Annotated in this window: 23 protein-coding genes and 1 tRNA gene; 14 read left to right on the top strand and 10 right to left on the bottom strand. The window is 65.6% G+C overall.

Translation table 11 applies throughout. From position 1 onward, the window contains the following. Positions 1–112 precede the first annotated feature (112 nt). From AC1D02_RS03615 to AC1D02_RS03605, 3 genes are all read left to right on the top strand, one after another. Positions 113–188: transfer RNA gene (locus AC1D02_RS03615), tRNA-Lys, on the top strand. Positions 189–556: 368 nt separating this feature from the next. After that, on the top strand, positions 557–1,099 hold the full coding sequence (locus tag AC1D02_RS03610; RefSeq protein WP_477313761.1) for an ankyrin repeat domain-containing protein: 543 nt from the start codon (positions 557–559) through the stop codon (positions 1,097–1,099). Between the two features lie 94 nt (positions 1,100–1,193). Continuing rightward, positions 1,194–2,033, top strand: coding sequence for a hypothetical protein (locus tag AC1D02_RS03605; RefSeq protein WP_477313759.1), 840 nt, complete (start codon positions 1,194–1,196; stop codon positions 2,031–2,033). Between the two features lie 17 nt (positions 2,034–2,050). Here the strand turns inward: AC1D02_RS03605 and AC1D02_RS03600 are convergent, their stop codons facing one another. Further along, positions 2,051–2,350 carry a BrnA antitoxin family protein gene (locus AC1D02_RS03600; protein WP_477313757.1) on the bottom strand — a complete coding sequence of 100 codons (300 nt, stop codon included), beginning with the start codon at positions 2,348–2,350 and terminating at the stop codon, positions 2,051–2,053. Next, positions 2,310–2,450, bottom strand: coding sequence for a hypothetical protein (locus tag AC1D02_RS03595; protein WP_477313755.1), 141 nt, complete (start codon positions 2,448–2,450; stop codon positions 2,310–2,312). Before AC1D02_RS03595 ends, AC1D02_RS03600 begins: the two co-directional genes overlap by 41 nt. 114 nt (positions 2,451–2,564) lie before the next feature. Between AC1D02_RS03595 and AC1D02_RS03590 the strand changes: the two genes are divergently transcribed. From AC1D02_RS03590 to AC1D02_RS03570, 5 genes are all read left to right on the top strand, one after another. Then, positions 2,565–3,065 (top strand): arsinothricin resistance N-acetyltransferase ArsN1 family B, encoded by a 501-nt coding sequence (locus AC1D02_RS03590; protein ID WP_477314003.1) that lies wholly within the window; start codon positions 2,565–2,567, stop codon positions 3,063–3,065. Between the two features lie 74 nt (positions 3,066–3,139). Continuing rightward, on the top strand, positions 3,140–4,540 hold the full coding sequence (locus tag AC1D02_RS03585; RefSeq protein ID WP_477313753.1) for an L-cystine transporter: 1,401 nt from the start codon (positions 3,140–3,142) through the stop codon (positions 4,538–4,540). A gap of 75 nt (positions 4,541–4,615) precedes the next feature. Beyond that, entirely contained in the window at positions 4,616–5,380 is a 765-nt protein-coding gene (locus AC1D02_RS03580) for a histidine phosphatase family protein (RefSeq protein WP_477313751.1), read from the top strand. Between the two features lie 13 nt (positions 5,381–5,393). Continuing rightward, the gene (locus AC1D02_RS03575) at positions 5,394–6,299 is read left to right on the top strand and encodes an NAD(P)H-hydrate dehydratase (protein WP_477313749.1); all 906 of its coding nucleotides are present in this window, start codon (positions 5,394–5,396) and stop codon (positions 6,297–6,299) included. 107 nt (positions 6,300–6,406) lie between these two features. Further along, complete coding sequence (locus AC1D02_RS03570) at positions 6,407–6,658, top strand: hypothetical protein (RefSeq protein WP_477313747.1); 252 nt, start codon at positions 6,407–6,409, stop codon at positions 6,656–6,658. 180 nt (positions 6,659–6,838) lie between these two features. Here AC1D02_RS03570 and AC1D02_RS03565 read toward each other — a convergent pair whose 3' ends face one another. From AC1D02_RS03565 to AC1D02_RS03555, 3 genes are all read right to left on the bottom strand, one after another. Next, on the bottom strand, positions 6,839–10,069 hold the full coding sequence (locus tag AC1D02_RS03565) for an efflux RND transporter permease subunit (RefSeq protein ID WP_477313745.1): 3,231 nt from the start codon (positions 10,067–10,069) through the stop codon (positions 6,839–6,841). A gap of 1 nt (position 10,070) precedes the next feature. Further along, complete coding sequence (locus AC1D02_RS03560) at positions 10,071–11,222, bottom strand: efflux RND transporter periplasmic adaptor subunit (protein WP_477313743.1); 1,152 nt, start codon at positions 11,220–11,222, stop codon at positions 10,071–10,073. A 211-nt stretch (positions 11,223–11,433) separates the two neighbouring features. Next, the gene (locus tag AC1D02_RS03555) at positions 11,434–11,859 is read right to left on the bottom strand and encodes a divergent PAP2 family protein (RefSeq protein WP_477313741.1); all 426 of its coding nucleotides are present in this window, start codon (positions 11,857–11,859) and stop codon (positions 11,434–11,436) included. A gap of 147 nt (positions 11,860–12,006) precedes the next feature. On the opposite strand from AC1D02_RS03555, the gene AC1D02_RS03550 reads away from it, so the two are divergent. Continuing rightward, positions 12,007–13,065 carry a DUF475 domain-containing protein gene (locus AC1D02_RS03550; protein WP_477313739.1) on the top strand — a complete coding sequence of 353 codons (1,059 nt, stop codon included), beginning with the start codon at positions 12,007–12,009 and terminating at the stop codon, positions 13,063–13,065. Between the two features lie 36 nt (positions 13,066–13,101). Beyond that, positions 13,102–13,473 carry a hypothetical protein gene (locus tag AC1D02_RS03545; protein ID WP_477313737.1) on the top strand — a complete coding sequence of 124 codons (372 nt, stop codon included), beginning with the start codon at positions 13,102–13,104 and terminating at the stop codon, positions 13,471–13,473. Positions 13,474–13,476: 3 nt separating this feature from the next. On the opposite strand, the gene AC1D02_RS03540 is transcribed toward AC1D02_RS03545, so the two are convergent. The 3 genes from AC1D02_RS03540 to AC1D02_RS03530 form a co-directional block, all read right to left on the bottom strand. Beyond that, complete coding sequence (locus tag AC1D02_RS03540) at positions 13,477–14,199, bottom strand: substrate-binding periplasmic protein (RefSeq protein WP_477313735.1); 723 nt, start codon at positions 14,197–14,199, stop codon at positions 13,477–13,479. 117 nt (positions 14,200–14,316) lie between these two features. Then, a complete protein-coding gene (locus AC1D02_RS03535; RefSeq protein ID WP_477313733.1) occupies positions 14,317–16,584 on the bottom strand; it encodes a coiled-coil domain-containing protein in 2,268 nt (755 codons plus the stop codon). A 118-nt stretch (positions 16,585–16,702) separates the two neighbouring features. Beyond that, on the bottom strand, positions 16,703–17,689 hold the full coding sequence (locus tag AC1D02_RS03530) for a serine/threonine protein kinase (protein ID WP_477313731.1): 987 nt from the start codon (positions 17,687–17,689) through the stop codon (positions 16,703–16,705). A gap of 395 nt (positions 17,690–18,084) precedes the next feature. Between AC1D02_RS03530 and AC1D02_RS03525 the strand changes: the two genes are divergently transcribed. From AC1D02_RS03525 to AC1D02_RS03515, 3 genes are all read left to right on the top strand, one after another. Beyond that, a complete protein-coding gene (locus AC1D02_RS03525) occupies positions 18,085–18,780 on the top strand; it encodes a UPF0149 family protein (protein ID WP_477313729.1) in 696 nt (231 codons plus the stop codon). Between the two features lie 95 nt (positions 18,781–18,875). Beyond that, positions 18,876–20,378, top strand: coding sequence for a helicase HerA-like C-terminal domain-containing protein (locus AC1D02_RS03520; protein WP_477313727.1), 1,503 nt, complete (start codon positions 18,876–18,878; stop codon positions 20,376–20,378). Positions 20,379–20,657: 279 nt separating this feature from the next. After that, entirely contained in the window at positions 20,658–21,635 is a 978-nt protein-coding gene (locus tag AC1D02_RS03515; RefSeq protein ID WP_477313725.1) for a DUF535 family protein, read from the top strand. 6 nt (positions 21,636–21,641) lie between these two features. Here AC1D02_RS03515 and AC1D02_RS03510 read toward each other — a convergent pair whose 3' ends face one another. Further along, the gene (locus tag AC1D02_RS03510; protein ID WP_477313724.1) at positions 21,642–22,832 is read right to left on the bottom strand and encodes an HPP family protein; all 1,191 of its coding nucleotides are present in this window, start codon (positions 22,830–22,832) and stop codon (positions 21,642–21,644) included. A 220-nt stretch (positions 22,833–23,052) separates the two neighbouring features. On the opposite strand from AC1D02_RS03510, the gene AC1D02_RS03505 reads away from it, so the two are divergent. Continuing rightward, a complete protein-coding gene (locus tag AC1D02_RS03505; RefSeq protein ID WP_477313723.1) occupies positions 23,053–24,006 on the top strand; it encodes an MBL fold metallo-hydrolase in 954 nt (317 codons plus the stop codon). 74 nt (positions 24,007–24,080) lie between these two features. Here the strand turns inward: AC1D02_RS03505 and AC1D02_RS03500 are convergent, their stop codons facing one another. Then, positions 24,081–24,254 (bottom strand): hypothetical protein, encoded by a 174-nt coding sequence (locus AC1D02_RS03500; protein ID WP_477313722.1) that lies wholly within the window; start codon positions 24,252–24,254, stop codon positions 24,081–24,083. Positions 24,255–24,281 lie beyond the last annotated feature (27 nt).

Genomic DNA, 24,281 nt, shown 5'->3' with positions numbered 1-24,281 from the left:
GTTTTGTCGCCGTCGCGTGAGCTTGCCGATAGTGCCTTCGCTGTGATGCCCAAAAATGTGGTTTTGGACATTTGACAGGATCGCCTTTGCCCCCTATAATCTTGCTTCTTTCGGGTCGTTAGCTCAGCTGGTAGAGCAGCGGACTTTTAATCCGTTGGTCGCAGGTTCGAATCCCGCACGGCCTACCACGAATAAACAAAAAGCCCACGAATTCACGTTCGTGGGCTTTTTGCCATTTGCGGCCGCAACTTCCTCCGTATTATCGCAGCGAACGACGCGGACCGCGGGCCGGCACTGCCTGTTTGAAGACGCGGGCCTGCACTTTGCGCCAGACAAAGCCGGCGATGGCCATCATGATGAGTTTTCGCATGTGATTCTCCTGGAGTCGATGAATGTGTGAACGGCGGCGCAAGCCGAGGCCGCCAATCCGCCAACATTAGCGCAAATAGCGAAGCGGCGCCGTTTTTGCAGCCGGTCTTGTGCAGTGTGCGCATCCGCACCGACGTGCAGGCGCCGCGCGTTTAGCTTGATACAGCAAATCAAACGACGAGGATGTATGCAGACCGAACCACCGAACGACTCCCTTGCCGCCGCTGCGCGTCCCCCGATGGACGACCAGACCCTGGACTTCATCCGCCAGGTATTCAACCTCGTGCGCGAAGGCGACAGCGCGCGCCTGGCGGGCTTGGTAGAAAAAGGCTTGCCCGTGAATTTTCGCAATGAAAAGGGCGACAGCCTGATCATGCTGGCCAGCTACCACGGCCATCTCGACACGGTACGCGTTCTGCTCCAGGCGGGGGCCGATCCCAACGTCCCCAACGACCAGGGCCAGACGCCGCTGGCAGGCGTGGCCTTCAAGGGCTTCATCGACATCGCCGCCCTGCTGCTCGAATACGGCGCCGCGGTCGATGGCAACAGCCCGGATGGTAAAACACCGTTGATGATGGCGGCCATGTTCAACCGCGCCGACGTGCTGGCGCTCCTGATCGCCCACGGCGCCAATGTCGACGCGATCGACAGCCGCGGCATGAGCGCGGCAAGCCTGGCGGCGAAGATGGGAGCCGAAAATACGCTGGCGGCACTAAAGTCGCGCGAATAGCAGGCGAGACGGGCCAGGGCCGAAAATAAATGCTCGACGGAAACGCTGGACGGTGGTCTAATCAGCAATCATTCCGACGTGCCAAGAGCCTTCCTTGATTCCCGATTACACCGATTACGATCTAGAACAGTTGCGCCAGGTGCTTAGAACCATCGACGCCGAGCGTTTCCCGGAACGCGCAAGCGAAGTGCGGGAACGCATCGCCGCACTCGAGCAAGCGCGGTCTGCACCAGAAACCGCCGAGACGGCGCCCCAGCCGGAGCAAGGCACACTGCGCAGTGTCGGCAAGGTGCTGGCGGCCGTTGGCGCGGTCGATGCCGTCGTCGCCGTCGCGACGTATCTGCTTCACCCCGAGAATGGCTTCTACATGAGTGTTGCCATGTGGCTCGGCGCGGTGATGGTTTGGTCCGGCAATCTACGCGCCGTCTCAATGGTTCGCTGGGTCGCCTGCGCTTACCTGCCTATTGCGCTGCTTTGGGCGGTTGCGCTCTTCTTCCCGCCTCTCGATCTGAGCCTGAGCTACCTGCGCTTATACCCGCTACAACTGCTGATGCTCGCCGGCGTACAAGTATGTCACTGGGTCGTGGCGTTGTGGCTGGTGCGTACTCTCGGCATGCCGCCAATTCTTGCCGCTCGCCTCGCCGCGGGCAAGCCTGTGCGCGACATGCGCATTCCATTCGCACTGGGCTCGCTGGGCGTCCTCTTCAGCATTTTCCTGATGACCAAATTGCTCGGCAGCGAACGCGCGCATCGCGCCGAAGCCCTGGCGCAGCAGTCAGTGGGCAAAGGCTATCGTGTCTACACCGAGTCTCTCAATATCGCGACTACCGCTGCCCTGGGTTCGGGCGAAAGCGCGACCCATGTCACTGCATCGGTCGCTGCGTGGAATGACAGCGTGGTTATCCACGTGCCGGTGCACTGGCGCGAAAACTGATGGTGCGCTGGAGGCGGCTACTGTGGATGGGACTTGAGCCAATCGCGCAGCGCATCGTTCATGCGGGTTTGCCAGCCCTCACCCTGCGCCTTGAAGGCAGCCAGGATGTCCGCGTCGAAGCGGATCGTGGTGCTGATTTTGGTCGTGTCGGCGCTCGGGCGGCCCCGACGTTTTTTGTCCTCGATGCTGGCCTCCTCGCGGGTCACTACCCTATCCCCGATCCGCCAAACTCCCTTTTCGAAAAACTCGTCCGTGAGTTCGGGAGCTTCGTCCGGATCAACCCAGGGCTGCGGTGTACTTTTTGATTTCACGCTCATTTGCTTTCCTCATGCTGATGATCCTGCGGGCCGGGCCGCGCGGTGTCCCTTTCTCGTCGCGATTTTTCTCTCTCTTGAGCGCGTCGAAAGTGATTTTCATTGAATGATTTATTGTAGTAACAAATAATCGGATCAGCCAGCGCAATTTGCTTGCCCAGGAATCAGTCACTCGGAGCGCAACCGTTCCCATAGGTAGAATAATGGTCAGGAGGAAATAGAATTGAATATCCGCGATGCCCACGTGGAGGATGCCGAGCCGTTCGCATCCATCTACAACCATTTTGTGCTGACGACGTCGATCAGTTTTGAGGAAGCCGAGGTGCCGGTCATCGAGATGGCGGGCCGCATCGCCGATGTCCAGGGGGCGGGCTTGCCCTGGCTGGTCGCGGAAGTGGACGGCGTCGTCATCGGCTACACCTATGCGACTAGCTGGCGGGTGCGCCATGCGTACCGTTTTTCGGTCGAGACCACGGTCTACCTGGCGCCAGCCAGTGCGGGACAAGGCGTCGGCACCATGCTGTATCGCGCCCTGCTCGATCGGCTGCGCGCCGGCGGCTACCATCTGGCGATTGGCGGCATCGCGCTGCCCAATCCGGCCAGCATCGCATTGCACGAGAAGCTTGGCTTCACGAAAGCGGCAGAATTCCGTGAAGTTGGTTTCAAGTTCGGTCGCTGGACGGACGTCGGGTATTGGCAGCTGAATCTGGTGGAGTAGACCCCAAGCACTGCTGCGCGAATGTGGATAGAATGCTGCGAATCATTGCTTGAACGAACCGTCCTAGGAAGCCCATGAATATTCCACTGATCCTGAATCTGCTGGTCGCGCTCGCTGTGTGCGTCGCCCTGTACCGCATGCAAGCCGTCCACGTCTCGTTCACCAAGCGCGTGTTCGCCGGCATGGGCGCCGGCGTGCTGCTCGGCGCCGCGTTCCAGGCGCTGTACGGCGCCAGCTCGGCCGTCGTCACCGACACCGCCGCCTACCTCGACATCGTCGGCTCCGGCTACGTCAAGCTGCTGCAGATGATCATCATCCCGCTCATCATGGTGTCGATCGTCTCGGCCATCCTCAAGCTGAGAGACGCCTCCTCGCTGGGCAAGATCAGCGTGCTGACCATCGGCACCCTGATGGTGACCACGATGGTCGCCGCGCTGGTCGGCATCCTGATGGCCAAGCTGTTCGGCCTGACCGCCGTCGGCATCACCTCGACCGCGACCGAACTGGCGCGCGGCCAGTATTTGCAGGGCAAGCTGCCCGACGCCCAGGCCATCAACCTGCCGTCGATGATCCTGTCGTTCATCCCGGCCAATCCCTTCCTCGACATGACCGGCGCGCGCAAGACCTCGACCATCGCGGTGGTGCTGTTCTCGATCTTCATCGGCATCTCGGCCACCGGCATCGCCGCCAAGAAGCCGGACATCTTCGGCTCCTTCAGCCACTTCGTCAAAGTCGCCCACGTGATCGTGATGCGCATGGTGACGCTGGTGCTGCGCCTGACCCCGTTCGGCGTGTTCGCGCTGATGACGCAAGTAGTTGCGCAGTCAAGTATCTCCGACATCCTCAAGCTGATCAGCTTCGTCGGCGCCTCCTACAGCGCGCTGGCGATCATGTTCTGCGTGCACCTGATGATCATTTCCTCGGTCGGTCTGAACCCGCGCCGCTACCTGCAGAAGATCTTTCCGGTGCTGGCCTTCGCCTTCACCTCGCGCACCAGCGCCGGCGCCATTCCGATGAGCGTGCAGACCCAGACCGCCCGCCTCGGCACGCCGGAGGGCATCGCCAACTTCGCCGCCTCGTTCGGCTCGACCATCGGCCAGAACGGCTGCGCCGGCATCTACCCGGCGATGCTGGCGGTGATGATCGCGCCGACCGTCGGCATCGATCCCTTCACCAGCTCATTCATCCTGCAGCTGGTGGCGATCGTCACGGTCGGTTCGGTCGGCGTGGCCGGCGTCGGCGGCGGCGCCACCTTCGCCGCGCTGATCGTGCTGTCGGCGATGAACCTGCCGGTCGCGCTGGCGGGCCTGCTGATCTCGATCGAGCCGCTGATCGACATGGGCCGCACCGCCCTCAACGTCAGCGGCTCGATCACCGCCGGCACCTTCACCAGCCGGGTCCTCGGCCAGACCGACATGGCGGTCTTCAACAACGCCGCGGAAGTCGAACTCGATAGCGAGCAGCTGGTCGCCTGAGGGGCCTATCGTGCGCTGAAAGGCCGCCGAATCCGTCTATCATGACGACGTGTCAACATGAGCGGTGGGTGATCGATGGAACAGAAGTGGCCTCAGGAGATCTGGCTGGTGCGGCACGGCCAGAGCGCCGGCAATGTGGCGCGCGATGCCGCCGAAGCGGCGAAGGGCTTGGTCATCGACATCGCCGAGCGCGACGTCGACGTGCCCTTGTCCGACCTCGGCGTGCAGCAGTCGCAGGCGCTGGCCGCCTGGTTCGCCGCCATGCCCGAGGAACAGCAGCCCAACGTCATCCTGCATTCACCCTACCTGCGCGCCGCTGAAACGGCGCGCATCGTCAAGGCCGGCTTCGACGAGGACAGCCTGTTGATGGCGACCGTCGACGAGCGCCTGCGCGAAAAGGAATTCGGCATCCTCGATCGCCTCACCACCCACGGCATCTCGGCGCGCTATCCCGACCTGTACGAACAGCGCAAGCACGTCGGCAAATTTTATTTCCGCCCGCCCGGCGGCGAAAGCTGGTGCGACGTCATCCTACGCCTGCGCAGCGTGGTCGACACCATCACCCGCGAATACGCGCGCGAACGCGTGCTGATCGTCGGCCACCAGGTCACCGTCAACTGCTTCCGCTACCTGCTCGAACGGCTCGACGAATCGAAGATCCTGGAATACGACCGCAACGGCGACGTGCCGAACTGCTCGGTCACGTCGTACAGCTTCGATCCCAGCCAGGGCAAGCGCGGCAAGCTGGCGCTCAAGCTGGTCAACTTTGTCGCGCCGCTCGAAGCGACCGGAACGCCGGTGACGGTATCCAAAGATGTCCCCGCTGCTCCGAAAGCGTAGGCGCCCGGGGCCGATGGACACGCCATCTTCCAGCACCTACTCCGTCAACGTCGACGCGACGGCGCTGCGCGCCTGGCCGCTGCCGATGCCCTCGGGCGACGGCGACAAGGAGGCGCGCGGCCACGTGCTGATCCTGGGCGGCTCGCGCGAGATGCCGGGCGCGGTGATCCTGGCCGCCACCGCGGCCCTGCGCGCCGGCGCCGGCAAGCTGACCATCGCCACTGGCGCCAGCGTGGCGCAGCTGGTGGCGCTGGCGCTGCCCGAAGCGCGCGTGATCGGCCTCGCCGAGACCGACCAGGGCGGCTTCACCGAAGATGCGGTCGGCAAGCTCGATCCGCTGGCCGACAAGGTCAACGCGATCCTGATCGGCCCCGGCATGCAGGACGAGGAAGCGACCGCGGTGCTGGTGCGCGCGCTGCTGCCGCGCCTCGACGGCAGCGACGTCAGCGTGGTGCTCGATGCCACGGCGATGGGCATCGTGCTCGACGAGGCGTTCCGCTTCAGCGTGCCGGTAATCGTCACGCCGCACGCCGGCGAGATGGCGCACCTGACCGGCGCCACCAAGGAAGCGGTGTGCGCCGCGCCCGACGACCATGCGGCGCAGGCGGCGCGCGACTGGAACGCGGTAGTGGCGCTGAAGGGCGCGCGCACCGTGGTGATCACGCCCGGCGGCGAACGCTGGCAGCACGAGGGCGGCAACGTCGGACTGGCCACGTCGGGCTCGGGCGACACGCTGGCCGGCATCATCGCCGGCCTGGCCGCGCGCGGCGCCACCCTGCCCCAGTCCGCCTGCTGGGGCGTTGCGCTGCATGCGCGCGCCGGCGAACAGCTGGCCGAACGCTTCGGCGTGCTGGGCTACCTGGCGCGCGAAATCCCCGAGCAGATTCCGGCGCTGTTGGAAAGCTTCGCGCGCCCCTAATTTGAGCTGCGTCAAGCCGCAGCCCTTCACTGCCGAATCATCGAACCCGCCCGGCCGTTCCAAGTCTAAACCTCACATTCCTGTCGATGTGAACGAGGAGCGAACCGATGAAACCGACCAGAAGCGCATTCAAAATATTGCTGGGCGCCGCCGCCGTGGCCGCGCTGCTCGGCGCCTGCAAGAAGACCGAAACGACGGTGGTGCCCCCGGCCGAAACCACGGCGGTAGCGCCGCCGGCGACCACCTCCGGCACCAGCGGCACGACGGGCACCACCGGCTCGCCGCCGGTCCAAACCACGCCGCCGCCGAGCGAGATGCCGCCGGCCTCGGCGCCCACCACGCCGCCAAAGAATCCCTAGGTAATGGTTGCGGGCAAATTCATGCGGCGCCGAAAAAACCGGGGTCAGGTCCGGCGGACCTGACCCCAGTCCTTGGTCGCCGCCGCGTGCAAGAACGAAAATGGGGCCAGGTTCGCAGAACCAGACCCCATTGGAATTCGGGGGGCTGGTCCCGCGGACCTGTCCCCATCTTGCGTCGGCTTACACCTTGTCGAGCGCCACGGTTGCCGGTCCCACTGCCTTGCCGCGGCGGCCGGTGGCGAAACGCACCAGCTTGACGATGCCGCGGTAAATCAGGCGCACGAATAGAATGGTCAGGATCGCTTCGACGAAGGTCATGAAGAACGCCAGCACCGGGTTGTAGCGCTCGGCGCGGCGGCCGAACTTGGCCACCATGCGGTCGCGCGCGATTTCGATGCTGTCGTAGAAGGTCGGCACCACCAGCAGGGTCAGGATGGTCGAGGTGATCGTGCCGCCGATGATCGAGATCGCCAGCGGACGATAGAACTCGCCGCCCTCGCCCAGCCCCAGCGCGACCGGGAACATGCCGGCGATCAGCGCGAAGGTGGTCATCAGGATCGGGCGCAGACGCATGCGGCCGGCGTCCATCAGCGCGTCTTCGCGGCCGAAGCCTTCGGCCTCGCGCTTGCGCGCCGCGTCCAGCAGCAGGATGGCGTTCTTCGCCACCAGGCCCATCAGCATGATGATGCCGATCAGGCTCATCAGGTTGATCGTGCTGCCGGTGATCAAGAGCGCCAGCACCACGCCGATCAGCGACAGCGGCAGCGACAGCATCACCGCGCCGGGCGCCGTGAACGAGCCGAACTGCATCACCAGGATCAGGTACATCAGGCCGATGCCCGACAGCAGCGCGATCCCCATGGCGCCGAACAGTTCGGCCTGGTTCTTGCCGGCGCCGCCCAGCTTCAGGCCGTAGCCCGGCGGGTAGTCGAACGACTTGGCCAGCTTCATCGCGTCGCTGGTCACTTCGCCGCTCGAGCGGCCTTCCGCGTTGGCCGACACCGAAATGGTGCGCTTGCCGTCGGTGTGCTGGATGCCCGACGGGCCCTTGCCCATCGTGATCTTGGCGATCTGGTCGAGCGGTACCATCTGCGTGGTGCCGGTGACCGCGATCGGCAGGCGCTCGATGTTCTCGAGGCTGAGGCGGTCGTCCGGATGCAGGCGCACCGCGACGTCGCGGGTCTCGCCGGTCGGATCGACCCAGTCGCCCACTTCGACGCCGGCGAAGGCCACGCGCAGCGCCTGCGCCGCGTCGTTGACCGAAATGCCCATCGAATTGGCCAGGCCGCGGTTCATCTCGATCTGCAGCTCGTCCTTCGGATCCTGCTCCGACAGGCCGACGTCGACCGCGCCCGGCACCTGGCGCAGCTTGGCCATGTAGGCGTTGGTGATCTCGAGCAGCTTGCGCGAATCCGGGCCGGTGAAGTCGATCTGCACCGGCTTGCGCGCGCCGCCATTGAGGTCGTCGATGACGACGAATTCGGCGCCCACCAGCGGCTTGATCTTCTCGCGCAGTTCGGCCGCGACTTCCTTGGCGCTGCGCTTGCGGGTATTGCGCTTGTCGATGTCGACGTAGATCGAACCGCCGCTGGCCTTGATGTTGCTGTTGGTGTCCTTGGTCTCCGGCAGCGTGCGGGCGATCTCCGCGGCCTTCTCCATCTTCAGGCGCGCGTATTCGATCGACGCCGACGCCGGCGTGCGCACTTCGATCTTCAGCATGCCCTGGTCGGACGCCGGCATGAAGCTGACGCCGCCCAGCGTGGCCTGCAGCGCGATGGCGCCGACAAAGGTGCCGAAGGCGATCAGCGACATCCAGACGCGGTGGTGCAGCGCCCAGGCGATCACATTGCCGTAACGGTCGGCCTGGTGATCGAACCAGTCGTTAAAGCGCTGCAGCACCTTCGAGATGCCCGTTTTCGGCGCCGTGTGGTGATCCGCCGGGTCGCCCCAGTAGGCCGACAGCATCGGATCGAGCGTGAACGAAATGCCCAAGCTGACGATCACCGAGCAGGTCACGGTCAGCGCGAACGGGCGGAACCACTCGCCCGGCATGCCCGGCATGAACGCCACCGGAATGAACACGGCGATGATCGAGAACGTCGTCGCGGCCACGGCCATGCCGATTTCGGCGGTGCCTTCCAGTGCGGCCTTGCGGCGGTCGGAACCGCGCTGCATGTGGCGCACGATGTTTTCCCGCACCACGATGGCGTCGTCGATCAGCACGCCGATCGCCAGCGACAGCCCGAGCAGGGTCATGAAATTCAGCGTGAAGCCGCACAGCCACACCGCGATGAAGGCGGCGATGACGGACGTCGGCAGCGACAGCGCGGTGATCAGCGTCGAGCGCCACGAGTTGAGGAAGGCGTACACCACGAAGATGGTCAGCACGGCGCCGAGGATCAGCGACTCGATCACGTTGTTCAGGCTGCGCTGGGCGTTCTCGCCGCCGTCGCGCGTGACTTCGATCTTGGTCCCGGGCGGCAGTTCCTTCTCGATTTCCTTGACGATGGCGCGGATCTTCTTGGCCACCGAGACGGTCGAGGCGTCGCGCGCGCGGGCCACGTAAATGCCGACGTTCGGCTTGGCGCTGCGGATCGAGAAGCTGCTGATCTCGGCGAAATCGTCCTTGATCTCGGCCACCTGGGCCAGGCGCACGATCTCGTCGCCGCGGCGCTTGACCACGATCGCCTGGAACTCCTCGGGCGACTCGATGCGGCCGACCAGGCGAATGCTTTTCTCGTCGAGCGTGCCGCGCACCTTGCCGACCGGCGCGTTGGTATTCTGGGTGCGCAGCGCCTGCACCACTTCGCCCACGGCGACGTTATATTCGCGCAGCTTCTCGGCGCGCAGCAGCACCGACAGCTCGCGGCGCAGGGCGCCGCCGACGCTGACGTTGGAGACGCCGTCGATCGAGCGGAAGCGGTCGGCCAGGGTGTCCTCGGCCAGGCGCGACAGCTCGGCGTGATTCAGCGTGGTCGACGACAGCGCCAAGTTCATGATCGGCTGCTGCGACGTGTCCCAGCGCGTGATGATCGGCTCGCGCATCTCGATCGGCAGCTTGTAGCGCACCGACGAAATCGCATTGCGCACTTCGTCCGATGCTTCGATCAGGTTCTTCTTGAAGCCGAATTCGAGCTGGATGAAGGCGTTACCTTCGTTCATCGAGCTGTCGACCTTTTCGACGCCGGAAATGGCCAGCATCGATTTTTCGAGGCGGTTGATGATTTCGCGTTCGACCGTGTCGGGCGAGGCGCCCGGGTACGGAATGCTGACGAACAGCATGGGCGCCTCGACGTCGGGCTCCTGGTTGACGCGCAGCTTGGTCAGCGCGAGCAGGCCAAGGCACATGATCGCCACGATCAGGACGACGGTGGCGACCGGCCGGCGGATACTAAAATCGGACAAGAACATATTATTTCCCCTGCGCGGCTGCGTTTTGGGCCGGCGTCACGGACGCGCTGGCGACCTTGGCGGCGGCGCGTTCGACCTTCTGGCCGTCCTTGAAGCTGGAAGCGGGCGTGCGCATCACCAGGTCGCCGCTGGACAGGCCGCGCTGCACCTCGTAATTGCCGGTGCGCGCATCGCGCTGGCCCAGGGTCAGCTCGACCTTCGACAGCGTGTTGTCCTTCAGGCGCCAGGTGTAAGCCTTGTCGCCGGCCTTGACCAACGCGCCTTCCGGCAGCATCAGCGCGGACTTGGTGGCGGCGTCGATGCGGCCTTCGCCGTACAGGCCGGACACCTTCGGCTGGGCGCTGTTGGCGAAGCCGACCAGCACCTCGACCTGGCGCGTGACGGCGTTGGCGGCCGGATCGATGCGCTTGACCACGCCCTGGAATTCCTGCTCGCCGTAGCCGTTGATGCGGAACGCAACCGGCTGGCCGACCTTGACTTCGGCGATGCGGTCGGACGAGACGCGCCCTTCGAAGCGCATGCTGGTCGGGTCGATCACTTTCAGCAGTTCCTTGCCGATGGCGGCGGTGTCGCCGGCCGAGACCTTGCGCTCGGAGACCACGCCGTCGAACGGCGCGCGCACCAGGGTGCGCTGCAGCTGCTGGCGCGCCAGCGCGGCGCGGGTGCGCGAGGCCGCCACTTCGCTCTGGGCGCTGTTGCGGCGCACTTCGGCGTCGTCCAGCGCCTGGACCGAGGTCATGCCCGAGGCGCGCAGGGTCTTCAGGCGTTCGAACTGGCGCTCGGCCTGCTCGAGGGCCTGGCTTGCCGCGCGCGCCGACGCTTCGGCCGAACCGAGGCTGTCGCGGATCGCGGTTTCATCGAGCTTGACCAGCACGTCGCCGCGCTTGACCCTCTCGCCGTTCTCTTTCAGTACCTGCAGCACCACCGCCGACACTTCGGCGCGCAGGTCGGCCTTGCGCTCGGGCTGGATCGAGCCGGTGATCACGGGGCCGGAGGCCAGCGAGCTGCCCTGCACGGTCAGCAGGTCTTCCGGCGCGACCTGCAGCTGGACTGCCTTGGTGTCGGCCTTGGCGTCCTTCGGGTCCTTGCCCTGCTTGGAGCAGGCGACGAGCGCCGAGGCGACAGCGAGGACGAGCATGGTTTTGCGCAGCATTGTATTTCTCCGGAAATATAGATTTTTTAGACGTGAACACAGCCCGATCGAACGGTCAGCGTAGAAGTATCCTTGAGCCCCTGTGACCCGTCAATCGGCGAGATTCGTAATGACGATTTGGTGGGATGAAATGCAGATACGGGCGACAGCCTGCATTTCCGGGGTGCAAAGGAAGGGTCTGACCCGGCGGGGTCAGACCCCGGTGTGGGGGTCAGAGCAAGCGCGTGGAAACGTAATTAATTGCCAGCGCCACCAGGATGCCGGTGCAGATGCCCCCGCTGATCTCCACCAGCGTGTGCCCCATGCGCTCGCGCAGCGGCTTGACGCCCTCTCCGGCGCCGCCGAGGCGGTTGATCGCCGCGGCCTGGCGCCCGACGTGCTGGCGCAGGCTGTTGGCGTCGATCATCACGATGAACGCCAGCGTCACCGCTACCCCGAACGCCGGATCGGCCATGCCTTCGCGCAGCGCGATCAGGGTCGCCATGCTGGTCACCACCGAACTGTGGTTGCTCGGAAAGCCGCCGTTGCCGACCAGGTCGAAGGCCAGGCGGCGCTGGCGCACGCTGGTAATCAGGAACTTGATCGGCCCGACCAGCATCCAGGTGATGACGGGGGTGACGAGATAAGTGATGTCCATTGTATGTCCAGTAATAGAATGCGTGGATAATGCCGTGCAGAATTATCGCAGAAGCAAGCTCCGGCGGCGACCATCAAAGCGCCCGGGCAGGCCCAGACACGTTAAACTCCTGTCCATTGTGGCGTTTCAGCCAATAAGAGGGTAACAATGCAACACTTCAAACTGTCGATCCTGGTCACGGTCGTGCTGATGGCGCTGGCCGGATGGTGGGGTTACGCACACGGCGGCCCGGCCGCCATGCTGCAGGCGCTGTGGATCACGGCGGTGCTCGGCGTGCTCGAAGTATCGCTCTCGTTCGACAATGCGGTGGTCAACGCCACGGTCCTGCGCAATTGGAACGCCTTCTGGCGCAAATTGTTCCTCACCGTCGGCATCGTGGTGGCGGTGTTCGGCATGCGCCTGGTGTTCCCGCTGGTGATCGTCGCCGTCGCCACCGGGCTTGGCCTGGTCGACGTCTGGCACATGGCCATCAACTCGCCGGTCGAATACTCGCGCAACCTGGTCGCCCACCATGCCGAAGTGTCGGCCTTCGGCGGCGCCTTCCTGATGCTGGTGTTCCTCAACTTCCTGTTCGACGACGAAAAGGAGCTGCACTGGCTCGGCTGGATCGAGCAGAAGGTCGGCCAGTACGGCACCGAAGGCCTGGCCGTCCTGCTGACCATGGGCGCGGTGTTCGCCTGCACCACCCTGATGCCCGAAGCGCGCAAGCTGGCCGTGCTCACGTCCGGCATCGTCGGCGTGCTGGTCTACGTCGGCGTCGACTGGATCAGCGGCTTGCTCGAGGAAGAAGAGTCGAACGATCCGGCGGTCGGCAAGCTGATCTCGCAAGGCAGCATCGGCGGCTTCCTCTACCTCGAAGTGCTCGACGCCTCGTTCAGCTTCGACGGCGTAATCGGCGCCTTCGCCATCACCAACGACGTCGTCATCATCATGCTGGGCCTGGCGATCGGCGCCATGTTCGTGCGTTCGATGACGGTCTACCTGGTCCACCGCGGCACGCTGGACGAATTCGTCTTCCTCGAGCACGGCGCCCACTACGCCATCGGCATCCTGGCGCTGATCATGTTCGCCAGCGTGGAATATGAGATTCCGGAATGGTTCACCGGCCTGTCCGGCGTCGCCTTCATCGTCGTCTCGCTGTGGTCCTCGATCCGCCACAAGCGGCAAGAAGAGCGCGAGCTGGCCGACAAGCACCTGCGCGCCTGAGCGGCGCCTCCGATTCATCAACCCTGAAAGCGCTCCATGCCCACGCCTAAACGCGTCAGCTTCATCCTGCTGTCCCTGATCATCGGCGCCGTCGCGCTGTTCGCCGCCTACACCTGGGTGACCCTGACCATGTCGTATGCGGACGGCGAACGCGCCGGCTTCCTGCAGAAATTTTCGCGCAAGGGCTGGATCTGCAAAACGTGGGAAGGCGAGATCCTCCTCACCAGCATGCCGGGCGCGATTCCGGAGAAGTTCGAGTTCTCGGTGCGCGACGACGCCGTCGCCAGACAGCTGATGGATGCGATGGGCAAGCGGGTGAAAATCAGCTACGAGCAGCACAAGGGAGTGCCGAGCGCCTGCTTCGGCGAGAGCGAATACTTCGTCGGCAAGGTCGTCGTCACGCCCTGAGGGCTAGCGGTAGCGCGCCGCGATCGCCGCCACGACGCCGTCCTTGACGATGCGCGCGATCGCATTATCGACTTCGGCGAGGTCCACCCTGCCCTTCGGCGACACGGCGCAGCGGGTCATGTAGGTGGTGACCACCAGCGGCGGATACAGCGACAGGCCCGGTTCGCCGGTCTTGATGCGGTAATCGGACCAGCTCTTCATCGTCACGATGTGGCGCAGGCGGCCGGCCGCCAGTTTGCGGAAATTGAGTTCGATGCTGGGCGCATCGGCGCGCGCGAAGTCCTTGCCCAGCACGCGGTCCAGTTCGGGATAGCTGAAGCCGAACACCGTGCCGACCTGGTGCCCGGCCAGGTCCGCCACCGTATTCGGGCGCGCGCCGGCGCGGTCGCTGAGCACCACTTCCACCTGCGGATAAAACGGCTGGCTCCAGCCGAACTGCCCGTCCAGCCATTCCGGCACGTACCCGCACAGCACATCGGCTTCGCCCGCCGCCAGGGCCAGCGCAATGCGCTTGCGCGGCAGCGCCAGGAATTTCGGCCTGCGTCCCAGTGCCTTGGCCAGCGCCTCGCCGATATCCTTGTGGACGCCCTCGACGAGGCGGTAATGGTCGAAACGCGCCATCGGCATGTCGGTTCCCGTATCGACCAGCACCACCAGTTCGCCGGATTGGGCGAACAAGGGCGACAGCAGCGCGCAGCAAAGCGCGAATCGACGGAGCGATGGCATGGGGCGGCGCGAGTCAGCAAAAAGAGAAAAAGGAATGAATGGTACGCGATCCGGCGGCAAATAAAACCATGCCTCCGGCATTAATGATCGCGGCGTCGCGTTTTCGATACGACGTATTTATTTGTCCGGGGTCGACGACGAAGGCTGGGTCAACAGGCGACCGATCACTTCGCGGGTGATGGTTTCGGAGGCGACGCGCTGCTTCGCTTCGGACGAGCGCTGCGCCACCGCCTCGCCGGTGGCGGCCAGCGCGCGGCGTTCGGCCGCCAGGCGCGAGGTCTCCAGCTCCAGCAACTGCTGCTTGGCGTCGGCCATCGCCTGCGTCGTCATCGCCACCTTGCGCTGCATTGCGGCATGCGCTTGCGCGCTTTCGAGCAGGATGCGCTGCGCATTGAGCTTGTCGCTCATCGCTTCGGCCGCCTGTTCTTCCGCCGCCTGCACTTCCAGCGCGATCACCGCTTTTTGCTGCTCGGCCTCGGCGCGCTGGCGCGCCGCTTCGGTGGCCGCGCGCTCCGCTTCGAGGCGCACCGAGATGGCGTCGTTTTCCTGCGCTTGAGCGGCGGCCGTCTCGCGCTTGGCCGCCAGCAGTTGTTCGGCCAGCGCCAGCGCAGAACGGTCCGCTTCCGCCGCGGCGCGTTCGGCCGTCAGGACTTCTTCGTCCAGCGCCAGCTTCTGGCGTTCGAGTTCGGCGCGCTGCGCCTGCACCTCGGCCAGATCGGCCGCGGCGCGCACCTGCGCGGCGATCGCCTCGCCGGCGGCGCTCTGGTGCGCGCTTTCCAGCTCGGCCTGATCGGCCAGCAGGCGCGCAGCTTCGTTTTCGGTCAATTGCGCCTGTTCGGCGCGGCGTTCGGCGTCGGCCTTCTGGCGCAGCAGCGCCGCCTGCTCCTGCTGCGCGGCGGCGCGCGCTTCGGCGGCCGCGGTCAGTTCCTGTTCGGCCGCGAGCTTTTCCTGCAAGGCCAGCAAGGCCTGCTGCTCCGCTTCGGCGCGGGCGTGTTCGGCCGCTTCCAGCGCCGCGGCTTGTTCGGCCTTGCGCGCGGCCAGTTCGGCCGTCTCGGCGTGGCGCGCCGCTTGCGCGGCCAATGCGTCGCGCTCCGCTTCGCCCGCCGCGTTCTCGGCGGCGGCCAGGTCGGCCGATTTCTGCGCCAGCGCGGCGCGTTCCTCGGCCAGTTCGCGGGCGCGCTGGTGCTCCTGCGACTCGAGCTGCGCGGCGCCGGCCGCGGCATGTTCGGCGGCGGCGCGCTGGCGCGCCTGTTCGGCGGCGGCTTTCTCCGCCTCGACCTTGGCTTCGGCGGCCTGGGTTTGCTCTTCCTCGGCCAGCGCGCGCGCCAGCGCGACTTCGCGCAGCTGGCGGTCGACCAGGATGCGCGCCTCGGTGGCGGACATGATCCGCGCTTCCGCATCGCGGCGCGCCTCGGCGCTGGCCAGCGCCATCTGCTCGATGCGCTCGCGATGCACCGCGGCTTCGCGCAGTTCTTTTTCGGCCTGCAGGCGCAAGTGGATCGACTTCGCCGCCATCCGCTCGGAATCGGCCTGCGCCTGGGCGATCGCCTCGCGCTCCTGCTCGATGTGGGCCAGCGCGCGGGCTTCCTCCAGCGCGCGCGCCTCGGCCATGGCGCGGGCGAAGGCCGCGGCCAGCGCGACCTGGTCGGCCTTCTCGCGCTGCACGGTCAGCTCGAGCGCCTCGGCTTCGGCGTCGGCCAGCAGTTCGGCGGTCTGGCGCGCGCCCTTGGCCTGGCGCTCGCGCTCGCGCGCCAGCGTCGCCATGCGCGCGTCGGCGCTGGCGATCTGCAGCACTTCCTCTTTCGCGGCGTGCACCGCGGCGACGCGTTCGACCGCCTGGAGCCTGGCCTGCTCGGTGTGGACTTCGAGGTCTTCGGCGGCGCGCGCGGCGCGTTTCGCCATCTCGGCCTCCGCTTCGATCTGTTCGGCGGCGCGGCGGCGCGCCTCCTCTTCGGATTTGGCGCGCGCTTCGGCGGCCAGCTTGATCATGGTGTCGGCTTCGACGCGCGCGCGCAGTTCGGCGGTCTCCTGGCGCACTGCTTCGAGGCGTTCCATGCTGGCCTGTGCGGCGGCGCGCAAGGTCTCGACGCGGTCGCGGTTGGCCTCGATCGCATCTTCCGACGCCTGGGCATGCTCCAGCGCGGCCTGGGCGGCGGCGGCGTCCATCGCGGCGCGCTCCTCGGCCAGGCTGCGCGCGCGCGCCTCGGCGTGGGCGCGGCTTTCGGCGGCGCAGTTCGCCTTCGCTTCGGCCTCGACGCGGGCGATGCCCTCGCGGATGGCGCGCATCTCCGACTGCGCGCGGTCAGGCGACTCCGGCGCGCCGGGGGCGGCGGGAAGGTCGATGCTGATGTCGGCGTCGTCGTGAGGGGGCTGAAGCGGTTCCATTGTCGTGCTCGCAAGATCGTCTTCCAAGACGGAAAACATACACGATTATGGCCTGGGGCGGCGCTCGGGCTAGCCCCAAGCAGACGGGGGAAAGTGGCTTATTTCACCAGATCGGCGCTCACACCGGCCACAGCGGCGGCTCGTCCATCAGCGCCACCTGCTCGCGCAGCTCGAGGATCCGGTCCTGCCAGTAGCGCTGGGTGTTAAACCACGGAAACGCAACAGGGAAAGCGGGATCGTCCCAGCGCATTGCCAGCCAGGCCGAATAATGGACCAGGCGCAAGGTGCGCAGGGCCTCGACCAGGTACAGCTGGCGCGGGTCGAAGTCGGCGAAATCCTCGTAGCCGGCGAGGATGTCGGCCATCTGGCGCACCATGTCGGCGCGTTCGCCCGACAGCAGCATCCACAGGTCTTGCACGGCCGGGCCGGTGCGGCTGTCGTCGAAGTCGACGAAGTGGGGGCCGTCGGGGGTCCACAGCACGTTGCCGGCGTGGCAATCGCCGTGCAGGCGCAGGGTCGGCTGGCTGCCGGCGCGGTCGAAGCAGCGGGCCACGCCCTCGAGCGCCTGGTCGACCACGCTGGTCCATGCCGGCGCCAGTTCAGGCGGAATGAAACCGTTGGCCACCAGGTAATTGCGCGGCTCGCGCCCGAAGGTATCGATGGTCAGCGCGGGCCGCTCCGAGTACGGCGCCAAGGCGCCGACGGCGTGGATGCGGCCGATGAAGCGCCCGATCCATTCGAGCGTTTTGGGGTCGTCCAGTTCCGGCGCGCGGCCGCCGCGGCTGGGAAACACCGCGAAGCGAAAGTCGGCGAATTGGTGCAGCGTGCGGCCGTCGATCGCGATGGCCGGCACGACGGGAATTTCGCGCTCGGCCAGTTCGGCGACGAAGGCGTGCTCCTCGACGATGGCGGCGTCGGTCCAGCGCTGCGGGCGGTAGAACTTCACGACGACGGGTCCGCCCTCTTCGCGGCCGGCCTGGTAGACGCGGTTCTCATAGCTGTTGAGCGCCAGCAGGCGCCCGTCGCCGTGCAGGCCGACGCTGTCGAGGGCATCGAGCACGCAGTCGGGTCCGAGGGCGGAAAATGGGTGGGCAATGTCGGTCATCGCCCATTGTAAGTCCTACACCGGGGTCAGACCTCCGAATTCGGAAACCAGGGTCAGACCTCCACCGCGGGGTCAGACCCGCTTTTTCTCTTGCCGGATGGGTTATCGCAGTCGTCATGTCACGCGCCGAGGCAAATTTTCCGGAACAAATCCGTCCGCTTGACGGTTGTTGACGATTTAAATTGGGGTCTGACCCCGGTTTGGCGGAAACCGGGGTCAGACCCGCTTTTTCTCTTGCCGGATTGCTTATCGCAGTCGTCTTGTCGCGAGCCTCCGCAAATTTTTCGGAACAAATCCGTCCGTTTGACGGTTGTTGACGATTTTAATTGGGGTCTGACCCCGGTTGGGGGGCGCAGGCGTTAAACTAGCGCCTTCACTTCAAGAAAGAGCATCCCATGCAATACGATCAGCCCCTGTCGGACAAAGAATTCGACGAACTCGACAAATTCCTGCTGTCGGACCGCAGCTCCGACGACGCGATGACGATGGATACCCTGCACGGCTTCCTCACCGCCATCATGATCGGGCCGGAAACCATCATGCCGTCCGAGTGGCTGCCGAAGGTCTGGGGCGAAGACGGCGCCAGCGAGCCGAAATGGAAAAATCCGAAGGAAGCCGAGCGCATCTTCGAGCTGATCATGCGCTTCATGAACGAGGTCTCGGTCACGTTCGAAGTCGCGCCGAAGGAATTCGAGCCGCTGTTTTGCGAGCACGAGCACGGCGACGAGACCCTGATCGACCCCGAAGCCTGGTGCTGGGGCTTCTGGGAAGGCATGGAGCTTCGTCCCGGCTCGTGGAACCCGATCTGGGAATCGGACCTGGCGCCGCTGATGCGCCCGATCTACCTGCTCGGCGCCGACGAGATCGAAGAAGAGGAACTGAAGGAAGTCGACGATCCGGTCAAGGCCCACAAGCTGGCGCTCGAGATCGAGGCGAACCTGCCGGCGATCTACAAGTTCTGGCTGCCGCTGCGCAAGTCGGCGGTGCAGACCATCAAGCGCGACGAGCCGAAAGTCGGCCGCAACGACGATTGCCCTTGCGGCAGCGGCAAGAAGTACAAGAAGTGCTGCGGCGCCAACGACGCGGAATAAGCTTCGTTCAAGGGGCCTGGTGCTGCTGACCTGTCCCCGCGCTTCCTCTCCCGCATAGTAGAATCGTCGACATCGCTATTGCACCGGAGAGCCGCATGCCCACCCTTCTGCCCATCGCCGCCAGCATCGACAAGCAGCCCGCCGCCGTCTACGGCCTGCTGTCGAACCTGGCCAACCGCCACGGCTGCATCACCGGCGCCACCGGCACCGGCAAGACCGTGACCTTGCAGGTGATGGCGCAGGAACTGTCGAACATCGGCGTGCCGGTGTTCATGGCCGACGTCAAAGGCGACCTGGCCGGCCTGTCGCAGCCGGGGACCCTGTCCGCCAAAATGGCAGAGCGCCTGAAGATGCTGGGCGTCGAGGCGCCGGCCTGGGCCGCCTGCCCCGTCACGTTCTGGGACGTGTTCGGCGAACTGGGCCACCCCGTGCGCGCGACCATCTCCGACCTCGGCCCGCTGCTGCTGGCGCGCATGCTGAACCTGAACGACACCCAGGAAGGCGTGCTCCAGCTGGTGTTCAAAATAGCCGACGACAACGGCCTGTTGCTGCTCGACACCAAGGACCTGCGCGCGATGCTGCAGCACGTCGGCGACAACGCGGCCGATTTCCGTACCAGCTACGGCAACATCTCGGCCGCCAGCATCGGCGCGATCCAGCGCGGCCTGATCGGCATCGAGGAGCAAGGCGGCGACAAGTTCTTCGGCGAGCCCATGCTCAACATCGACGACCTGCTGCAGACCGACGCCGCCGGCAAGGGCATCGTCAACATCCTGGCCGCCGACAGGCTGATGAACTCGCCGCGCCTGTACGCGGTGTTCCTGCTGTGGATGCTGTCCGAGCTGTTCGAACACCTGCCCGAAGTGGGCGACGTCGACAAGCCGAAGCTGGTGTTCTTCTTCGACGAGGCGCACCTGCTGTTCGACGACGCACCCAAGGCGCTGCTCGACAAGATCGAGCAGGTGGTGCGCCTGATCCGCTCGAAGGGCGTCGGCGTGTTTTTCGTCACCCAGAATCCGCTCGACATTCCCGACACCGTGCTCGGCCAGCTGGGCAACCGGGTCCAGCACGCGCTGCGCGCCTACACGCCGCGCGACCAGAAGGCGGTCAAGGCCGCCGCCGACACCTTCCGCCCCAACCCGGCGCTCGATACCGCCCAGGTCATCACCGAGCTGGGCGTGGGCGAGGCGCTGGTCTCCTTCCTCGACGAAAAAGGCCGCCCCAACATCGTCGAGCGCGCCTTCGTGCTGCCGCCCGCCTCGCGCATCGGCCCGATCGATCCGGCCGAGCGCAAGGCGGTGATCGCCAGGTCGCTGGTGGCCGGCGTCTACGAGCAGACGGTCGACCGCGAATCGGCCCAGGAAAAACTCAGCGGCCGCACCGCTGCCACCGCCAAGCCGGCCGCACCGGCGCCCGCGGGCGCCCCGCCGGCGGCAAGCGACAACTCCCTCGGCGGCATGCTCGGCGGCCTGTTCGGCAGCAGCAACCGGCGCGACTCGCCGATGCAGGCGATGGTCAAGTCCGCCGCGCGCAGCATCGGCTCGCAGGTGGGGCGCGAAATCATCCGCGGCGTGCTCGGTTCGATCCTGAAGCGTTAACGCAACAATAATCTTCCTTTCCAAAATTTAAAGTTTCCTAGCGTATTTACTCTTGATACAATGTGATACATTGCGTTACATGTTGTAGCAAATAAATAATACAACGAGACTTCCCGCCAGCCAGCCCCGCCGCCCCGCATTCCCGGTCGGCGCGTTGCGCTGATCGGGCAAACGCGCCCAGCAACACGCGCTGAAATTCCAATCGCCACTTCAGAATCCCCATCTGCCGCCTCGTCGCCGCCAGGGTCCTGCTGCGCCGATTTTTGCCGAGTAGTGTTAATGAATCAACCTATTACCCTCCGCTGCGGCCTGCGCGCAGAACTGTCCGGCCTGGCGCTGTGGCGCGAATCGATGAAGCTGTCGGCGCGCGCGCTGCTGCATCCGCACCAGACCGGGCGCTGGCTCGGCCTGCTCAATTCCCACCCCTTGTTCCGCCAGATGCTGCCGGCCTGCCCGCGCATGGTCAACAAGATCTACCGCGACTACTTCAGCACCCGGCTCGGCTGCGAAGACCGGCTCGGCGTGCTGCAGACCCACTACGACACGGTGATCCGGCGCGGCCTGGCGCCGCTGGTGGCGCGCGCCGCGCACGGACCGGTCGAACTGTGCCGGCTCGACGGCAAGACCGGCCAGCACTACCGCATCGAGCTGCGCGCCGGCGGCGTGCTGTGCCGCGAAGGCGAGCTGATCCTGCAGCTGGCGCACGGCGACGACGTGCTGTACTCGATCGCGTTTTCCTTTTTGCACCATTTTGGTGCAATCGCGCTCGGCGTCGGCTGCCTGCAGGGCAAGCACGGCGGCGGCGGCCTCGACCAGGTGCGCGACGCCACGCGCGAATTGCACGGGCTGCGTCCAAAGAATTTGCTGGTGCGCATGGTGCGCCAGTTCGGCTTCGACCACGGCTGCGAACAGATGATCCTGGTCGGCAACGCCAATCGCGTCGTCACGACGTCGATGAAGCAGGGCAAAGTGCACGCCGATTACGACGCGTTGTGGCGCGAGCTGGACGCGTGGCGCCGTCCCGATGGCGACTTCTGCCTGGCCTGCGAGGATTTGCCGGAACCGGACATGGCGCAGATCGCGTCGAAGAAACGTTCGGAAGCGCGCAAGCGCCACGAGATGCTGGGCGGCGCCATCGAAGCGATGCGGGCGCAGGTGGTGCGCTCGCAACGCGCCGCGACGCCGCTGCGGCTGGTGCCGATCCGCACGGCGCCGGCGCCCGCTGTGGCGGCGCCGCCGCTGCTGCAAATCGGCTGATTCGAATCAGGCCGGCTGCAGCGCCATGCCCTTCTCGTTCAGGCGGCCTTCGTACAACGCCGCCAGCAGGTCCGACTGCGTCACCATGCCGACGAAGCGCTCGTCGGCGTCGACCACCGGAATATGGTGCAGCCCCGAGTTCGACATCAGCGGCACCAGTTCGACGATCGGCGTGGACGCCTTCGAGGTCACCACGTTCTCGCTCATGATCTGCCCCACCACTTCCGGCTTGTCCGAATGCGTCTGCGGACTGCGCCCGAGGAAGCGGCGCAGGCGGTGCCCGAACGACACGAACTCATCGAGCTCGCTGTGCTTGAGGAAGTCGCTCTGCGACACGATGCCGATCACGCGGCGCGCCTTGTTCAGCACCGGCAGCGCATGCACCTTGTGGTGGCGCATCAGGCGCCACGCCTCGTCCAGGCCGCTGGCGAAGTCGAGCGTGACCGCGTCCTTCGACATGATGTCGCCGCAGGTGATGATGCCGAAGCGCCGCTCGTAGGCCTGCATCTCGGTGGCCAGGATGATGTCCTCGAGGTCGTCGCGGCTGACGTCGAGCACCTGGCCGTAGCGCTTGAGCACGGCGTCCAGGTCGTCGCTGGTGAAGCCGACGCGCGCGGTCGGCGCCAGGTCGCGGGTGTCGTGCGCCGGCGCCAGGCTCGATTGCTGGGTGTGCGGATAGCGGCGGCCGGTCAGGTTGTTATACAGCAGCGCGGCGACGACCATCAGGCCGGTGTTGAGCGCCACCTGCTCATAGACGAACTGGTAGCCGGACGCGTGCACGGCCGGGCCGGCCAGCACCGCGGTCAGCGCCACCGCGCCGCCGGGCGGATGCAGGCAACGCAGCAGGAACATGCAGACGATGGCCGTGCCGCCGGCCACCGGCGCGGCCAGCATCGGATCGGGGATCAGCATCGCGCAGGTGACGCCGACGAAGGCCGACACCACGTTGCCGCCGAAGACCGACCACGGCTGCGCCAGCGGGCTGGCCGGCACGCCGAACAACAGCACCGACGAGGCGCCCATCGGCGCGACCAGGAAGGCCATGCCGCTGTGGTCGCGCAGCAGCAGGTGCGTGATGATCGCCGTCAGCAGCAACCCGAAGATCGCGCCGGCGCCGGCGCGCACCTGTTCGGTCCGGCTCGCCGTGTTCGGCTTCGGCAAAAACGATTCCCACCACTCCCTGCGCAATAACACCATGCTGTGCATTCCTACCAATTCACGAGAGCGCAATTATGCGCAAGTTTGGACGGGCGCGCACTGAACGGGTGCGTTTTTGTGGCGTGTCCGCAGCGCGCTGGGCTCGTTGCCAAAATCATGACGCCGGACATTGACGAACCGCGACGGATGCGTTCCAATCCGCGCTCGCCGGATTGATGTAGGATATACAACACACTCAACCCGCCGAAAAGGAAGAACAATGAACCGCCTATCCAAGCAAACCGCCCTGGCCGCGCTCGCCGCCGCCCTGTTCGCCGCGCCCGCCTACGCCGCCGCGCCCATGGCCAAGACCCAGGCGCCGGGCTACTTCCGCATGATGCTGGGCGACTTCGAGATCACCGCCATCGGCGACGGCACCACCGACCTGCCGGTCGACACGCTGCTGCAAGGGATGAAGAAAGGCGAGATCGACGCGGCGCTGAAGAAAAGCTTCGTAAAGAGTCCGCTCGAAACATCGATCAACACCTTCCTGATCAACACCGGCAGCAAGCTGATCCTGATCGACACGGGCGCGGCCGGCCTGTTCGGCCCGCAGACCGGCAAGTTCGCCGCCAACCTGAAAGCGGCCGGCTACCAGCCGGAACAGATCGACGAGATCTACATCACCCACATGCATGGCGACCACGTCGGCGGCCTGAGCGCGAATGGCCAGCGGGTGTTCCCGAACGCGATCGTGCGCGCCCAGAAGCAGGAGTCCGACTTCTGGCTGAGCAAGGAAAACATGGAAAAGAATCCCGCCAAGGCCGACAACTTCAAGGGCGCGATGAGCTTGATGAATCCCTACGTCAGCGCCGGCAAATTCAAGGCGTTCGAAGGCGACGTCGAACTGGTTCCCGGCATCAGTTCGCTGTCGGGCAAGGGCCACACGCCGGGGCATGCGACCTACCTGGTGCAAAGCAAGGGGCAGAAGCTGGTGCTGATTGGCGACCTGATCCACGTGGCGCCGGTGCAGATGGCGCATCCCGAAGTGACGATCAGCTTCGACAGCGACCAGAAGACGGCGGCGGCGGAGCGGCGCCAGGCCTTCGACGCGGCGGCGCGCGGCGGCTACCTGATCGGCGCGGCGCACCTGCAGTTCCCGGGCATCGGCCACCTGGTCAAGGATGGCAAGGGCTACGACTTCATCCCGGTCAACTACGGCTTACCGCATTAAAAAAATGGGGTCTGGTCCTGCGGAGCGACGGGGACGCGTAGTCCCCGGTTTTGTCGCGGTCGATTCAATCGCCCTTACTGCCCGCGCGGCCCCTTGTCGGCGCCCTTGTGGTCCTTCTGGCCGTCCTGCTTGTGACGGCCGGCCACTTCATGCTCTTCGGCGCGCTGCTGATTGCGCTGTGCTTCCTGCTGAGCCTGCTCTGCATCGCGCTGCTGCTGTTCGCGTGGATCGTTGCTTGGTTTGGACATGGCAGTCTCCTTGTTTAAAAGCACACC

The sequence above is a fragment of the Massilia sp. P1_C10 genome, assembly GCF_056406475.1.
Note: the sequence above shows the minus strand (reverse complement) of the source record. Positions and strands in the feature narration are given on the sequence as shown.

Bases quoted from the DNA above. Each gene is read 5' to 3' on its own strand.
- AC1D02_RS03550 (WP_477313739.1), top strand. From the start codon at position 12,007: ATGCAACACTTCAAACTGTCGATCCTGGTCACGGTCGTGCTGATGGCG.
- AC1D02_RS03545 (WP_477313737.1), top strand. From the start codon at position 13,102: ATGCCCACGCCTAAACGCGTCAGCTTCATCCTGCTGTCCCTGATCATC.
- AC1D02_RS03510 (WP_477313724.1), bottom strand. From the start codon at position 22,832: ATGGTGTTATTGCGCAGGGAGTGGTGGGAATCGTTTTTGCCGAAGCCG.
- AC1D02_RS03525 (WP_477313729.1), top strand. From the start codon at position 18,085: ATGCAATACGATCAGCCCCTGTCGGACAAAGAATTCGACGAACTCGAC.
- AC1D02_RS03585 (WP_477313753.1), top strand. From the start codon at position 3,140: ATGAATATTCCACTGATCCTGAATCTGCTGGTCGCGCTCGCTGTGTGC.
- AC1D02_RS03505 (WP_477313723.1), top strand. From the start codon at position 23,053: ATGAACCGCCTATCCAAGCAAACCGCCCTGGCCGCGCTCGCCGCCGCC.
- AC1D02_RS03565 (WP_477313745.1), bottom strand. From the start codon at position 10,069: ATGTTCTTGTCCGATTTTAGTATCCGCCGGCCGGTCGCCACCGTCGTC.
- AC1D02_RS03530 (WP_477313731.1), bottom strand. From the start codon at position 17,689: ATGACCGACATTGCCCACCCATTTTCCGCCCTCGGACCCGACTGCGTG.
- AC1D02_RS03515 (WP_477313725.1), top strand. From the start codon at position 20,658: ATGAATCAACCTATTACCCTCCGCTGCGGCCTGCGCGCAGAACTGTCC.
- AC1D02_RS03575 (WP_477313749.1), top strand. From the start codon at position 5,394: ATGGACACGCCATCTTCCAGCACCTACTCCGTCAACGTCGACGCGACG.
- AC1D02_RS03580 (WP_477313751.1), top strand. From the start codon at position 4,616: ATGGAACAGAAGTGGCCTCAGGAGATCTGGCTGGTGCGGCACGGCCAG.
- AC1D02_RS03500 (WP_477313722.1), bottom strand. From the start codon at position 24,254: ATGTCCAAACCAAGCAACGATCCACGCGAACAGCAGCAGCGCGATGCA.
- AC1D02_RS03595 (WP_477313755.1), bottom strand. From the start codon at position 2,450: ATGAAAATCACTTTCGACGCGCTCAAGAGAGAGAAAAATCGCGACGAG.
- AC1D02_RS03535 (WP_477313733.1), bottom strand. From the start codon at position 16,584: ATGGAACCGCTTCAGCCCCCTCACGACGACGCCGACATCAGCATCGAC.
- AC1D02_RS03520 (WP_477313727.1), top strand. From the start codon at position 18,876: ATGCCCACCCTTCTGCCCATCGCCGCCAGCATCGACAAGCAGCCCGCC.
- AC1D02_RS03555 (WP_477313741.1), bottom strand. From the start codon at position 11,859: ATGGACATCACTTATCTCGTCACCCCCGTCATCACCTGGATGCTGGTC.
- AC1D02_RS03540 (WP_477313735.1), bottom strand. From the start codon at position 14,199: ATGCCATCGCTCCGTCGATTCGCGCTTTGCTGCGCGCTGCTGTCGCCC.
- AC1D02_RS03610 (WP_477313761.1), top strand. From the start codon at position 557: ATGCAGACCGAACCACCGAACGACTCCCTTGCCGCCGCTGCGCGTCCC.
- AC1D02_RS03600 (WP_477313757.1), bottom strand. From the start codon at position 2,350: ATGAGCGTGAAATCAAAAAGTACACCGCAGCCCTGGGTTGATCCGGAC.
- AC1D02_RS03570 (WP_477313747.1), top strand. From the start codon at position 6,407: ATGAAACCGACCAGAAGCGCATTCAAAATATTGCTGGGCGCCGCCGCC.
- AC1D02_RS03560 (WP_477313743.1), bottom strand. From the start codon at position 11,222: ATGCTGCGCAAAACCATGCTCGTCCTCGCTGTCGCCTCGGCGCTCGTC.